Below are 13,353 nucleotides of genomic sequence, written 5' to 3'. Positions count from 1 at the left end.
ACTGTTCCGCCGTCCGTTGCCGAAGCAGCCAGAGGGCGGGCAACGGGTGGTTCAAGTCTAGTGCAGGGGTAGCATCGAGATGATGGCTTGGTTTCAAGGACGCAGTGACAGTTTTCACACAAGGACTTTCCACAAAACAGCGACGACGCTGGCGGTGACGGCGGCAATGCTTGCCACCGCCGCCTGTACAGGCGCACCTTCCCCCTCCTCCGGACCGCAGTCCGGAACGCCATCGTCAACGGCACCGGCACCGGCGTCAGGCAGTGCCCTGCGTTCCGCGCCCGCGTCGGGGAGCCCGGCAGCGCCCAGGCCTTCAACCCCCGCCCCCGGAGAACGCCAGCTGGGTTGGGGACCGCAGCAGAAGGACGAAGACGCTGCCCGCGCCGCCGTCGCAAAAATGAGCGTCGAACAGAAAGCCGGGCAGGTGCTGATGCCCTTCTTCACCGGAACCGACTTTGCTGCCCACGCCGCCACCATGGAAAAGCTGCACCTGGGTGGATCAATCGTCATGGGTGACAACGTGCCGCGGTCTGCCGACGGAACCGTGGACACCGCCGCGATGGCCTCGGGGATAAGCCTCCTGCAGAAGGCGGCCAAGGCGGACGGGCGCACCTGGCCGGCCGTGATCGGCGTGGACCAGGAAGGCGGCGTTGTCGCCCGGCTGCGCGCACCCTTGACCGAGTGGCCGGCCCCCATGAGCTACGGCGCCGCCGGAAACGTCGGGCTCGCTACGGACGCCGGCAGGGCGCTCGCCGCGGAGCTTGCCGGGCTCGGCTTCACCGCGGACTTCGCGCCGGCCACGGATGTCACGGCCGGACCGCTGGACCCGACCATCGGGGCCAGGGCCATGTCCGGCAACCCTGATGCTGCGGCCAGCCTCGGCGTCGGTTTTGCCCGGGGAATGCTGGCGGGCGGGCTCCTGCCCTCCGCCAAGCACTTCCCCGGGCACGGCTCCGTGGCCGTCGATTCGCACGAGAACCTGCCGGTGCAGAAGGCAACAGTGGCGGAACTCCGGGCGAAGGACTGGAAACCGTTCCAGGCTGCCATCGACGCGGGCCTGCCCATGATCATGACCGGCCACATCTCCGTGCCCGCCCTGGAGCCGGGCGTGCCCGCGTCCTTGTCCAAAGCGAGCTACGCCGCCCTCCGAGGCATGGGTTTCAAGGGTGTGGCCGTGACGGATGCGCTCAACATGGGCGCGGTGCACAAGCAGTTCCCCGGAGAGTCCGCCGCACCGCTGGCACTGGCTGCCGGGGCGGACCTGCTGCTGATGCCCGGAGACGTCGCAGCCGCCCACGCAGCCGTGGTGGGCGCCGCCCAGACCGGCGCGCTGCCGGTGTCCCGCCTCGACGAGGCAGCCCTGCGGGTGGTGACCATGATGATGTGGCGCGCCCGCACCCCTGCGTCCCCGGCTGCCGCGCCCGGAAGCGGCTCCGCCCTTTCCCAGCGGGTGTCCGCAGCAGCAGTCACCGTCCTGGCCGGGCCCTGCCATGGGCCGATGGTGCCCGGCAGCGTCCGGGTGGCCGGCGGCAATGAACAGGACCGCGCGCGTTTCGCCCAGGCCGCCGGTGCGGCAGGCATTACGCTTGGCGCCGGACCGCTCGTGACGCTGATCGGCTATGAAGGGCCCCCGGCCCAAGGCGACGTCGTCGTGGCGCTCGATGCGCCGTGGCCGCTGGCCGGATCGGCGGCCCCCGCCAAAGTGGCCCTCTACGGCCGCAGCCAGGAAGCCTTCAACGCCCTGGTGGCCGTCCTCGCGGGCAAGGCGCCTGCACCCGGAAAGCTGCCCGCCGCCGTCGGACCTTTTGCGCCCGGAAGCGGCTGCTGACGCACCGTTCCGTGGCGTAACAGTGCTGTCCGGGCTCCGGGGGCGTTTAATGGACCCGTGCCAATTCTGAATAAAGACATGACCCTGTGCATCTCGCTCTCGGCCCGCCCGAGCAACAACGGGACCCGCTTCCACAACCATCTGTATGAGCAGCTGGGCCTGAACTGGATCTACAAGGCCTTCGCGCCCACGGACCTTGCCCAGGCGATTGCCGGGGTCCGTGGACTTGGCATCCGGGGCTGCGCGGTGTCCATGCCGTACAAGGAAGACGTCATTGCGCTGGTGGACGTGATGGACCCCTCGGCCAAGGCCATCGATTCGGTCAACACCATCGTGAACGACGGCGGCAAGCTCACGGCCTACAACACGGATTACACGGCGATCGAGCAGCTGCTGCAGCGCAACGCCGTCCCGGCGAACTACTCGGTGCTGCTCAAGGGCTCCGGCGGCATGGCCAAAGCCACGGCCGCCGCCCTCCGAGATGCAGGCTTCCGCGACGTCACCATCGTTGCCCGCAACGAGGCGTCAGGAAAGCCGCTCGCGGACCTCTACGGCTTCAAATGGAGCGCCGAACTGCCCGCGGCGGACGCCGGCAGCACTGCGGACATGATCATCAATGTGACACCCGTTGGAATGGCCGGCGGTCCCGACGCCGACTCGCTGTCCTTCCCGCCGGAGGCGGTGGATGCCGCGAAGGTGGTGTTCGACGTCGTCGCGCTGCCGGCCGAGACGCCCCTCGTCAAGGCTGCCCGGGCTGCCGGGAAGACGGTCATCACCGGCGCCGAAGTGGCCACCATCCAGGCCCTGGAGCAGTTTGTGCTGTACACCGGCGTCCGGCCCACGGACGAGCAGGTCCGCGCGGCCGAAGACTTCATGCGCGCCCAGTAACAGGCCATGCCCAGGCATGCCCGGTAACCGTGCAGCAGGCTACCTGGGCTGCACCGGCTCCACCGAAATGGCCACCCGGTCCTCGCCGATCCTGGTGAGGACCAGGGTGGCTGTCTTTTTGCCCTTTGACCCCTTGCCTCCGGCGAGGAGCTGCTTGCGGAGTTCCTCCGGCGTGACCGACGTGCCCCGTTTCTTGATGTCCAGCACACCGATGTTGTGCTGCTTCACCCAGGCCTTGAGGGCCTTGACGTTGAACGGCATCACCTCCAGGACCTTGTAGGCCCTGGCAAACGGGGTGTCCACGAGCTCCGGTGCGCAGATGTAGGCAATGTGTTCGTCCACGAGGTGGCCGTTCAGCCGCGCCGCGACATCCGCCACGAGCCCGGCCCGGATGACGGCCCCGTCGGGCTCGTACAGGTACCCCTCCACCGGACCCACGGGGGCCACCGGTCCGCCGTCGAACCCTTCCGCGCTGGTGATTTCGGCAGCGCCCTGCGGGCCCAGAAGCAGGGCGGCCCGCCGGATGCCGGGGCGGCTGACCGCATTGAACCACAGTGTCACTTCGGTGACGTCGCCGCCTACCGAGACCCACTGTGCCTCGCAACCGGCAGGGACGGATTCGTGCGGCATGCCGGGGCCCATCTTCACGCCTACCGCGCGCCCGGATGCGGCGAGGGATTCCACGAAGGACAGCGGCGGCGAGAACTCCTCCGGATCCCAGATCCGGCGCGTGCCCGAGGTGGAGGTGGTGCGGCGGGCGGGGTCCAGCCAGACGCCGCCCACGCCGTCGAGCGGGACGGAGGTGGCATCGGAGTGAACCACGCTGGCGTGGGGGAAGGGAATCAGGTTCATGGTGGCGCAGGCGGCAGTGGTTTCGTCCATTTCCACTGCCGTGACCCGGATGTCCATGGAGGCCAGCGCCATGGCATCGGCGCCCAGCCCGCAGCCGAGATCGGCCACGTGCTCGATTCCCGCGGAGGCGAACCGTTCGGCATGCCGGGCGGCGACATTGAGGCGGGTGGCCTGTTCAAGGCCCGCCTGGGTGAAGATCATCTGCCGGGCGAATTCGCCGAATTTGGCCTCAGCCTTGGTCCGCAGCCTGGACTGGGTGAGGACTGCCGAGACGAGCGCGGGGGAGTGGCCGGCTTTCCGGAGCGACTCATTGAGCCGGAACGCATCGTCCTCCCGGTACGGCCCCAGCGACGCCAGCAGCTCCCAGCCTTCGCTGGTCAGGAGCGGGGCGATCAGGTCCTGCGGTGCGTCAGCCATGTCATCAAGCCTAATCGAGAAGACTCATCGGGCAGCCCGGCACCCCTGTACGGCTAGGGTTGGAGGCATGGAAGACAGCGCAGGGCCGCAGCCACCCGTAGAAGATCAACGCAATGACCACCACCAGCAGACGGGCCTTGCCAGGTACGCCCGCCCCGCGCTGATCGCCGGTGCCGCCATCGCCGTCGTCTGCCTGGCGCTCCTGGTGATCATCTTCTTCCTGGACTCCTTCAACGCAACCGTGTACTCGGTGGGCGGCAAGAACATCCAGGACGACACCGACGAGGCGCGGCAAATCCGCGAGTCGTACGCGGCTGTCCGCGCAGGAGGCCTCGTGTTCCTGGTCGCCTCGGTCGCCACGGCGCTCGCCGCCGCCGTCGTGCTGTACCGGAACCGCAACGTTACGAACGGCGACGACACGGACGACGGCGACGACGTCGACTTTGAGGACCTGGCGGGTCGCTAGGCGTTCACCGCGGACGAAATTCTGGCACTCGCCTTGACCGAGTGCTAACGACTTACATAGAGTCGTCATTAGCACTCTCCCTAGGAGGGTGCTAATACATGAAGAACTGCCAGCCACGCTGCTGCCGGCACCGCGACGACGGTTTGTATGCATAGGCGCAACAGTTTTCCAGTCCATGAATTTGCTGACGAAAAGGAGAGGTCCGAGTGTCGGTCTCTATTAAGCCTCTTGAGGATCGTATTGTTGTCCGCCCGCTCGAAGCCGAGCAGACCACGGCTTCCGGCCTGGTTATCCCGGACTCCGCACAGGAGAAGCCGCAGGAAGGCGAAGTTGTTGCAGTAGGCCCCGGCCGCTTCGACGACAACGGCAACCGCGTTCCGGTCGACGTCGCCGTCGGCGATGTTGTTATTTACTCCAAGTACGGCGGAACCGAAGTCAAGACCGGCGGCACCGAGTACCTCGTGCTGTCCGCCCGCGACGTTCTGGCGATCGTCGTAAAGTAACTCTTTGACCCCGCGCCGCCGATCCGTCTGATTCATTTCTGACTGGTCAGCGGCGCGGGGTTTCTGTCTCGAAAGGACACAACCATGGCAAAGCAGCTTGCGTTTAACGACGCTGCCCGCCGGTCGCTTGAAGCCGGCATCGATAAGCTCGCCAACACTGTCAAGGTGACGCTTGGCCCGCGCGGCCGCAACGTCGTGCTGGACAAGAAGTGGGGCGCTCCCACCATTACGAACGACGGCGTGACCATCGCCCGCGAAGTCGAACTGGATGACCCGTTCGAAAACCTTGGCGCTCAGCTGGCCAAGGAAGTCGCCACCAAGACCAACGACGTCGCCGGCGACGGCACCACCACCGCCACCGTCCTGGCGCAGGCACTGGTCAAGGAAGGCCTGCGCAACGTTGCAGCCGGCGCCGCTCCGGGCCAGATCAAGCGCGGCATCGAGGTCTCGGTTGAGGCCGTCGCAGCACGCCTGCTCGAGAACGCCCGTCCCGTTGAGGGCTCCCAGGTTGCGAACGTTGCAGCCATCTCCGCCCAGAGTGATGAGATCGGCGAGCTCCTGGCCGAGGCTTTCGGCAAGGTCGGCAAGGATGGTGTGATCACCATCGAGGAGTCCTCCACCACGCAGACCGAACTGGTCCTCACCGAGGGCATGCAGTTCGACAAGGGCTACCTGTCCCCGTACTTCGTCACCGACGCGGAACGCCAGGAAGCAGTACTCGAAGACGCCCTCATCCTGATCAACCAGGGCAAGATCTCCTCGGTGCAGGACTTCCTGCCGCTGCTGGAAAAGGCGCTGCAGAGCTCCAAGCCGCTGTTCATCATTGCCGAGGACGTTGAAGGCGAAGCCCTCTCCACCCTGATCGTCAACCGCATCCGCGGCACCCTGAACGTTGTTGCCGTCAAGGCTCCCGGCTTCGGCGACCGCCGCAAGGCCATGCTGCAGGACATCGCGACGCTCACCGGCGCACAGGTTGTTTCCCCGGAACTCGGCCTGAGCCTGGACTCCGTTGGCCTCGAGGTGCTCGGCACGGCCCGCCGCATCACGGTCACCAAGGACAACACCACCATCGTTGACGGCGCCGGATCGGCCGAGGATGTTGCGGCACGCGTTGCCCAGCTGCGGGCCGAGCTGACCCGCACCGACTCGGACTGGGACAAGGAAAAGCTCCAGGAGCGCCTGGCCAAGCTGGCCGGCGGCATCGGCGTGATCAAGGTTGGCGCAGCCACCGAGGTTGAGCTGAAGGAAAAGAAGCACCGCATCGAGGACGCTGTGTCCTCCACCCGCGCTGCCCTCGAAGAAGGCATCGTAGCCGGTGGCGGTTCCGCCCTCATCCACGCCCTGAAGGCACTGGACGAGGATCCGTCGGTCACCGCGCTCGAAGGTGACGCAGCAGCCGCTGTGGGCATCGTGCGCCGCGCCCTGGTCCAGCCTGTGCGCTGGATCGCCCAGAACGCCGGCTTCGACGGCTATGTCGTCGCTGCCAAGGTCGCGGAATCCGCCATCCACCACGGCTTCAACGCCAAGACCGGCGAGTACGAAGACCTCATCGCAGCAGGCGTCATCGACCCCGTCAAGGTGACGCGCGCAGCCCTCCGCAACGCGGCTTCCATCGCAGCGCTGGTTCTCACCACCGAGACCCTCGTTGTCGAAAAGCCGGCCGACGAGGACGAGCACGCAGGCCACAAGCACTAGCTTGCAGGCGGTGCTGTGCTTTACTAGCGCAGCAAAAAGGCCGGTCCGGCCGGGCGGTTTCCAGGAACCGCTCACGCCGGGCCGGCTTTTTCGCGCCCGTTTGAACCCCCTGGCATCCTGTCTTACACCTCTTTTCACCCCGGTCCGGGGCTTGCTGCCGGAGCTTGTGCACCCTGCACCCCCGGCGTACCGTGGCGCTTAGATGGAGCTCGGAAGGGTGCGGGGAGGCATCATGGCAACGTCCGAAGCCGGCCTGGACAGGGGCCGTTCCGCCTTCGAGGAGCATCGCTGGACCGATGCCGTCGAGCACTTCCTCGATGCCGACCAGAGCGGGGGGCTCCCCGCGCCGGACCTCGAGCGCCTGGCCACCGTGGAAATCCTGACCGGCAAAACCGACGCCGGAATCGACACCCTCACCCGTGCGCACGAGGAGTACCTCGTCGTCGGCGACGTGGCGGGCGCGGCCCGTTGCGCCGGGTGGATCGGCATACACCTGATGAACGCGGGCCAGCCGGCCCGCAGCACGGGATGGTTCGCCCGCGCCGGACGGCTGGTGGCTGAGCTGAACGAACCCTGCGCAGTGGAGGGCCTGCTGCTGATGCCCACGGCACTGGGCATGCTGTTCGGAAGTAACCCCGAAGGTGCCCGCAGGGTGTTCACGGACGCCCTGGCCATCGGGGAGAAGTTCCAGGACCGGGACCTCATCTCGCTTTCGTTGCTGGGAACGGGCCAGGCCTGCGTGGCGCTCGGTGACGTCAGCACCGGCGTCGGGCTCCTTGATGAGGTGATGGTCGCGGTAACCGCCGGGGAGCTCTCGCCGGTCCCCTCCGGGATCATCTACTGCGCCGTCATCGGCACCTGCCATTTGGCCTTCGATCTGCGCCGCGCCCTGGAGTGGACGGCCGCACTGGACCGGTGGTGCGGCGGACGGCCGGACATGGTCCTGTTCAGCGGCCAGTGCCAGAGCCACCGCGCCGACCTGTACCGGCTGCACGGGGCCTGGGATGACGCCGTCAGCGCCGCCAAGGACGCGCAGCGGCTGTCTGCGGCGGGGGATTACCAGGCCCTCTACGGCGGCTACTACCAGCAGGGCGAAGTGGAACGGCTGAGGGGTGAGTTCGCGGCGGCAGAGGAATGCTACCGGCAGGCGGCGCGCAGCGGCTATGAGCCCCAGCCGGGACTCGCGCTGCTCAAGCTGGCCCGTGGAGAGTTCCCCGCCGCGCAGACCCTCATCCGCAGGGCAGCCGACGCTGCCGACCTGGCCACACGCCGCCACTTGCTGCCGGCGCTCGTGGAAATAGAACTGGCCGCGGGGGACACGGCCGCTGCGCGGCGGGCCGCCGACGAACTGGCCTCCGTGGCGCAGGACTGCGGGATGCCGATGCTGCAGGCTGCCTCCTGCCAGGCCGGCGGGGCCGTCCTGCTCGCCGAAGGAGAACCCGCCCTGGCGCAGCCGGTCCTGCGACGGGGGTGGATGCTCTGGCGGGAACTGGGCGTTCCGTTCGAAGCTGCGCGCTGCCGCACCCTTGTGGGCCAAGCCTGCCGCGCATCCGGCGACGACGATTCGGCGGTGATGGACTTCGAAGCGGCACACGCGGAATTCCTTGCCCTCGGCGCCGCCCCCGCCGCTGCCTGGGCAGCGTCGCTCCAGGACACTCCGGCGCATGACGCGCAGCCCGGACCCCTCACACCGCGTGAACTCGAAGTGCTCCGGCTCGTGGCCTCCGGGATGGCCAATCGGGCGATCGCCGGGGAGCTCTACCTGAGTGAAAAGACCGTGGCCCGGCATGTCAGCAACATATTGCTCAAGCTTGGGCTGCAGTCCAGGGTGGCCGCCACAAAGTACGCCTACGACCACGGGCTCACAGCGTAAGCCGGGGCTGCATATAACTGCCCAGCCTGCCCGCTGAAACTTACATATTTCTGCCGACGCGGAGCGCAAGGTCGCGGACCTAGTGTCGAACTATGAACCTTCCCGTCCTGGCCGGCACGCTCTCGACCGTGCTGTTCGCCCTTGGCCTGCTGCCGATGCTTCTCAAGGCAGCGCGGACCCGTGATTTGGCGTCCTATAGCCTCAGCAGCCTGGTCCTGAGCAATGTGGCCAACGCTGTCCATTCCGTGTATGTCTTCCACCTCCCGGCCGGCCCGATCTGGCTGCTTCACGCGCTCTACGTGCTGGCCTCCGCGCTGATGCTGGTGTGGTGGCTGCGCTACCAGGCTGAACGGTGCGGTCCGGAGCCACGGCGTCCGCGAAGTGACCGGGACGGTTCATTGAATGAACCCATAGCGGTTGAACAGGAGGCACTGCAATGAGCAACAATAACGACGACGGGGCGGTAGTCGAAGTGCTCGACACCCTGGTCATCGGAGGGGGCCAGTCCGGCCTGGCCATCGGCCACTACCTCAAACGCCAGGACCGGAAATTCCTCATCCTGGATGCGAATCCGAGAATCGGTGACGCCTGGCGGCAGCGCTGGGACACCCTGCGGCTGTTCACGCCGGCCAAGTACGACGGCCTTCCCGGCCTGCCGCTTCCGGGAGACAGGTTGTCCTTTCCCGGCAAAGACGACCTCGCCGACTACCTTGAAGGCTACGCCGCCACCTTTGACCTTCCGGTGCGTACCGGGATCCGGGTCGAGAGGCTATGGCGGGAAGAGGGGCGGTTCGTCGCGGTCTCCGGCGGCCGCCGCTGGGAAGCCGGCAACGTCGTTGTGGCGACCGGCTGCACGCAGGCGCCCAGGCTGCCGGACTTTGCGTCCGGGCTGGATCCGTCCATCGTCCAGCTGCACTCCAGCGAATACCGGAATCCTGGCCAGCTCCGCCAAGGACGCGTCCTCGTCGTGGGGCTGGGGAACTCGGGGGCCGAAATTGCCCTGGAAGTGAGCAGGACGCACCCCACGGTGGTCGCAGGGAAGCCGAGCGGAGAGCTGCCCGCGCGCCACGGCAGGAACGCCGCACGCTTCGCCCTGCCAGTGGTGCGGTTCCTGGGGGTCCACGTGCTCACCGTCGACAATCCGCTGGGGCGTAAGGCTGCACAGCACAAACTGGCGCATGCCGACCCCCTGATCAGGACCAAACGCAAGGACCTTGCTGCCGCGGGCGTCGACATTGTGCCCCGGGTGACCGGAGTGCAGGACGGACGGCCTGTTGTGGCGGGCAGCCCCCTCGATGGGGTGTCCAACGTGATCTGGTGCACCGGCTACCGCGAGTCCTTCGACTGGATTGAACCGCAGGTGTTCGACGACGGCGGGCGGCCCCGGCAGCACCGCGGCGTGGCCACGGACCTGCCGGGCCTGTTCTTCCTCGGCGAGGAATTCATGTACGCCGCGACGTCGGCCACCCTCATCGGTGCATGCCGGGACGCCCGGTATCTGGCGGGAAAGATCCCGGCTGCAGCCTCGTTGACCTCGCCGTCGTTCACCTAGAGCCCTGCCCTGACGCCGTCGCTGGCCTTGGCTCGGGGGCTCGGGGACTAGCTCCGGGCGCGCAGCGCCTGCCGCCTCAGCCTCCGGGCCATTCCGTCCGGCAGGCGTTTGGTGATGAGGCGGTAGAAAATGAGCACGGCAAGCGCCGATACCACAATGCCCACAAGGTTGAGCAGCAGCTGCAGGGCGGACCCCGCCGCTTTCTGGTACTCGCCGAGGACGAGCGCCACGGCCACGAACCCTGCGGCGGGAACGGTGGTCACGGAAATGAAGACACCGATCAGGGCGGCCGAGCGCCGGCTGATGACGGAGAGCATCCCGGCAGCACCGGCCAGCACGGCAACGATCAGCGAATAGGGCCCGGGATGGTAGATGAACTCGACGGCGGACCCGGTGTCGAGGGTGTTGGCGGGGAAGAGCCCCAGCGGCACGGACAGCCAGGCGGTCAGTGCAGCCAGGAGCATGGCCACGGGAAAGCCGACCCCCAACGCCAGCGCGGCACTGCGTCCCAGTTTCCATTTGCGCTGGGCTATGGCGACGGCAAGTGCTGCGAGCGGTCCGAATTCCGGTCCCACGGCCATGGCCCCGACGATGGCGATGGTGGAATTCGTGACAATCCCGATCGCGGCCAGCTGTGTCGCAAGGACCAGGAACGCCAGATAGCTCCACGTGAGCCGCGAATCCTCGCCCGTCTGGCGCGTCACCTCGTCCCAGATCATGGCGTCGGCCCCGTCTCCCGGCGCTGCGGCTTCAGCCCGGTCGGCGCGCCGGGAAAGCATGAGTTCCGGCATAGAGATGGCAATGGAGCCAAGTTCCTGCACCTTCAGGACATGCAGCTTTTCCAGCAGCTCCTCCACTGCTTCCCTGGCCACGTGGACCACCACGACGTCGCCCGCCGGCTGGATGGACGCGCCCTTGTGCACGGCAACTTCCGCCGCGCCGGTCTGCTGGGTGCAGCTTTCCACCACCAGGTCGGAAAGCTCAGCGGGAATGCAAATACGCACCTGAACGATCACTATTGCCACTCCTCGCGTTTCCGGGTTCCAGCATCCCGCCTCGTCACCAGCCTAGTTTCCCGGCCGTCATCCGAAGGCGCCTTCCTCTGGAAACTCCCAGCTTGGAGTGCCTTAATGGAAGGCGGGGGTCCTTTTCGCCTGCTTCGGCGATTGGCGATGAAAGTTACGAATCGGTAACATGGATGCTTTGGCTATCCGCTTGAGGGGTTTTCTATGTCTGTGGCGAGAGCCCTAGCCTCGCCGCGCCGCAGTGGCGCCGGAGCTGAACCGAGCCGAAAATCAAAGTTCCGGCCTGAAATTCAGGGCCTGCGATCCTTGGCTGTGCTGATGGTTGTTAGCTATCACGTCTGGTTCGGGCGGGTATCCGGCGGCGTGGACGTGTTCCTGCTGATCTCGGCCTTCCTGATGACGCTGCAGTTTGTGGGCCGGTACGAGCAGGGGCGGCCGATGGCGCTGTTCAGGCACTGGCTGCACCTGTTCCGGCGCCTCTTGCCTGCGGCGGTCACCGTCCTGGTCGCTGTCCTCGCCGCGAGCTTCATCCTCCTGCCACGCACGCGCTGGCTGGATATCATCGCCCAGGGCTGGGCCTCCCTTTTCTATGTGGAGAACTGGCTCCTGCAGTCGCAGGCCACCGATTACTACGCCACCGACCACAGCCTGGCCAGCCCGTTCCAGCACTTCTGGTCCCTCTCCATCCAGGGGCAGGTCTTCATCCTCTGGCCGCTGATCTTTGCCGCCGCAGCGCTCGTGGCCAAACGGTACCGGCTGCACTACCGCATCCTGCTGTGCTACATCTTTGCCGCAATATTCCTGGTGTCGCTGGTCTACTCGATCATCTTCACTGTCACCAACCAGGCCCAGGCCTATTTCGATACCGGGGCGCGGCTGTGGGAATTCGCCCTGGGCACGCTGGTGGCTCTCATCCTGCCCGGCCTCCGGATTCCCCGGGCCGGACGCATCGCCCTTGGCTGGTTCGGTATCGCTGCAATGCTGAGCTGCGGCATCCTGCTCAACGTCCAGGCGGCCTTTCCCGGAGTGGCCGCCCTGTGGCCCACGCTCGCTGCTGCCTGCGTCATCGCTGCCGGGCAAACCGGCAGCAGGTTCGGTGTTGACAGGATCCTGAGCGCCGGGCCGCTTGTCCGCCTCGGGGACAACTCCTATGCCCTGTACCTGTGGCACTGGCCCGTCCTTGTCATCGCACTTGCCGCCACCGGCCGGGACCACGCCGGGCCGCTGTCCGGGGCCCTCATCATCGTCGTGTCGATGGGCCTTGCCTACCTCACCACCAGGTTCATCGAGAAACCGTGGCGTGAGTGGAAATGGCCCGAGGTCAAGCGTCGCCGGGCAGTCATCGCCGTCGCCGCCGCGGTAGCCACTGCCGCCGTTCCGCTCGCCGGGTGGCAGTTCCAAATCACCAGCGCCACGGCCGCCGCCGCCAGCCAGGCGTGGGCCAACAACCCGGGGGCACGGGTGCTGGACCCCGAGTACGTAGATGCCGCCGACAAGTCCGCTCCGCTGCATCCCAGCCTCACGACCGTGGCCGAGGAATGGCCGAAATTCCAAGGCGGCTGCACCACCAACGACGCCGAACTCATCAACGTCTGCTCCAACGGCAAAGACGACGCAGACAAAACCATCATGGTCATCGGCAACTCCCACGCCCACGTCTGGTCCACGCCTTTGCTGAACCTTGCAGACAAATACGGCTGGAAAGTGGAAGCCATCACCAAGGGCTACTGCCCGGTGACGGAGACCGACGCGCCTGAGCTTTCCGACGGGTGCGTCGACTTCAACAAGGAGACCCAGAAGAAGCTCCTGGAGATGAAGCCGGACCTTGTGGTCACCACCAGCACGCGGACGGACCCGAACCCGAACAAGACGGAATTCATGGACCCCGCGTGGCTTCCGGAGATTAAGGAAATCAACGACGCCGGGATTCCCGTCGTCGCGCTCCGCGACACGCCCCGCATGCCCGAGGCCGTTCCGGACTGCCTGGAGCAGCACCAGGACGACTATGCGGCGTGCGCCGCCAAGACGGCCGAGAGCTATCAGCCGGCGTCCCCCGCCGCGGAAATAGCGGGACAGGTGCCCGCCACGAAGTTCCTCGACTTCACCCGGTTCTTCTGCCCGGACGACACATGCCCGGCGGTCATCGGCAACGTCATGGTCTACAAAGACGACAACCACGTCACCAAAACGTACATGGACAGCATCACCCCCTACTTCGAGAAGGAGTTTCTGGCAGCAACCGGCTGGAACTAAG

11 protein-coding genes are annotated in these 13,353 nt (G+C 66.7%); 9 read left to right on the top strand and 2 right to left on the bottom strand.

What is annotated here, in order from left to right; translation table 11 throughout:
- The first annotated feature begins 397 nt into the window (after positions 1-397).
- Together ASF98_RS02495 and ASF98_RS02490 are read left to right on the top strand one after the other, a co-directional pair.
- On the top strand, positions 398-1,828 hold the full coding sequence (locus tag ASF98_RS02495; RefSeq protein WP_055796980.1) for a glycoside hydrolase family 3 N-terminal domain-containing protein: 1,431 nt from the start codon (positions 398-400) through the stop codon (positions 1,826-1,828).
- A gap of 57 nt (positions 1,829-1,885) precedes the next feature.
- On the top strand, positions 1,886-2,716 hold the full coding sequence (locus tag ASF98_RS02490; RefSeq protein WP_268760399.1) for a shikimate 5-dehydrogenase: 831 nt from the start codon (positions 1,886-1,888) through the stop codon (positions 2,714-2,716).
- Positions 2,717-2,755: 39 nt separating this feature from the next.
- Here the strand turns inward: ASF98_RS02490 and ASF98_RS02485 are convergent, their stop codons facing one another.
- Positions 2,756-3,985 carry a class I SAM-dependent methyltransferase gene (locus ASF98_RS02485; RefSeq protein WP_055796976.1) on the bottom strand — a complete coding sequence of 410 codons (1,230 nt, stop codon included), beginning with the start codon at positions 3,983-3,985 and terminating at the stop codon, positions 2,756-2,758.
- A 67-nt stretch (positions 3,986-4,052) separates the two neighbouring features.
- On the opposite strand from ASF98_RS02485, the gene ASF98_RS02480 reads away from it, so the two are divergent.
- From ASF98_RS02480 to ASF98_RS02455, 6 genes are all read left to right on the top strand, one after another.
- Positions 4,053-4,451 (top strand): hypothetical protein, encoded by a 399-nt coding sequence (locus tag ASF98_RS02480; RefSeq protein WP_055796973.1) that lies wholly within the window; start codon positions 4,053-4,055, stop codon positions 4,449-4,451.
- 206 nt (positions 4,452-4,657) lie between these two features.
- Positions 4,658-4,954, top strand: a complete 297-nt coding sequence (gene groES, locus ASF98_RS02475) for a co-chaperone GroES (RefSeq protein WP_028275747.1) — start codon at positions 4,658-4,660, stop codon at positions 4,952-4,954.
- 84 nt (positions 4,955-5,038) lie between these two features.
- Positions 5,039-6,649, top strand: a complete 1,611-nt coding sequence (groL, locus tag ASF98_RS02470) for a chaperonin GroEL (RefSeq protein ID WP_055796970.1) — start codon at positions 5,039-5,041, stop codon at positions 6,647-6,649.
- A 232-nt stretch (positions 6,650-6,881) separates the two neighbouring features.
- A complete protein-coding gene (locus tag ASF98_RS02465) occupies positions 6,882-8,522 on the top strand; it encodes a response regulator transcription factor (RefSeq protein ID WP_055797301.1) in 1,641 nt (546 codons plus the stop codon).
- A gap of 92 nt (positions 8,523-8,614) precedes the next feature.
- Complete coding sequence (locus ASF98_RS02460) at positions 8,615-8,962, top strand: hypothetical protein (RefSeq protein ID WP_055796967.1); 348 nt, start codon at positions 8,615-8,617, stop codon at positions 8,960-8,962.
- Complete coding sequence (locus ASF98_RS02455; RefSeq protein ID WP_055796964.1) at positions 8,959-10,074, top strand: flavin-containing monooxygenase; 1,116 nt, start codon at positions 8,959-8,961, stop codon at positions 10,072-10,074. The genes ASF98_RS02460 and ASF98_RS02455 overlap by 4 nt, the downstream gene beginning before the upstream one ends.
- 47 nt (positions 10,075-10,121) lie before the next feature.
- On the opposite strand, the gene ASF98_RS02450 is transcribed toward ASF98_RS02455, so the two are convergent.
- Complete coding sequence (locus tag ASF98_RS02450; protein ID WP_055796962.1) at positions 10,122-11,090, bottom strand: DUF389 domain-containing protein; 969 nt, start codon at positions 11,088-11,090, stop codon at positions 10,122-10,124.
- A 213-nt stretch (positions 11,091-11,303) separates the two neighbouring features.
- On the opposite strand from ASF98_RS02450, the gene ASF98_RS02445 reads away from it, so the two are divergent.
- Complete coding sequence (locus tag ASF98_RS02445) at positions 11,304-13,352, top strand: acyltransferase family protein (RefSeq protein WP_055796959.1); 2,049 nt, start codon at positions 11,304-11,306, stop codon at positions 13,350-13,352.
- The last annotated feature ends 1 nt before the right edge of the window (position 13,353 follow it).

Origin of the sequence: Arthrobacter sp. Leaf337, from assembly GCF_001423745.1 — a bacterium.
Taxonomy (GTDB): domain Bacteria; phylum Actinomycetota; class Actinomycetes; order Actinomycetales; family Micrococcaceae; genus Arthrobacter.
Note: the sequence above shows the minus strand (reverse complement) of the source record. Positions and strands in the feature narration are given on the sequence as shown.

Bases quoted from the DNA above. Each gene is read 5' to 3' on its own strand.
- ASF98_RS02495 (WP_055796980.1), top strand. From the start codon at position 398: ATGAGCGTCGAACAGAAAGCCGGGCAGGTGCTGATGCCCTTCTTCACC.
- ASF98_RS02485 (WP_055796976.1), bottom strand. From the start codon at position 3,985: ATGGCTGACGCACCGCAGGACCTGATCGCCCCGCTCCTGACCAGCGAA.
- ASF98_RS02480 (WP_055796973.1), top strand. From the start codon at position 4,053: ATGGAAGACAGCGCAGGGCCGCAGCCACCCGTAGAAGATCAACGCAAT.
- groL (WP_055796970.1), top strand. From the start codon at position 5,039: ATGGCAAAGCAGCTTGCGTTTAACGACGCTGCCCGCCGGTCGCTTGAA.
- ASF98_RS02465 (WP_055797301.1), top strand. From the start codon at position 6,882: ATGGCAACGTCCGAAGCCGGCCTGGACAGGGGCCGTTCCGCCTTCGAG.
- ASF98_RS02460 (WP_055796967.1), top strand. From the start codon at position 8,615: ATGAACCTTCCCGTCCTGGCCGGCACGCTCTCGACCGTGCTGTTCGCC.
- ASF98_RS02455 (WP_055796964.1), top strand. From the start codon at position 8,959: ATGAGCAACAATAACGACGACGGGGCGGTAGTCGAAGTGCTCGACACC.
- ASF98_RS02445 (WP_055796959.1), top strand. From the start codon at position 11,304: ATGTCTGTGGCGAGAGCCCTAGCCTCGCCGCGCCGCAGTGGCGCCGGA.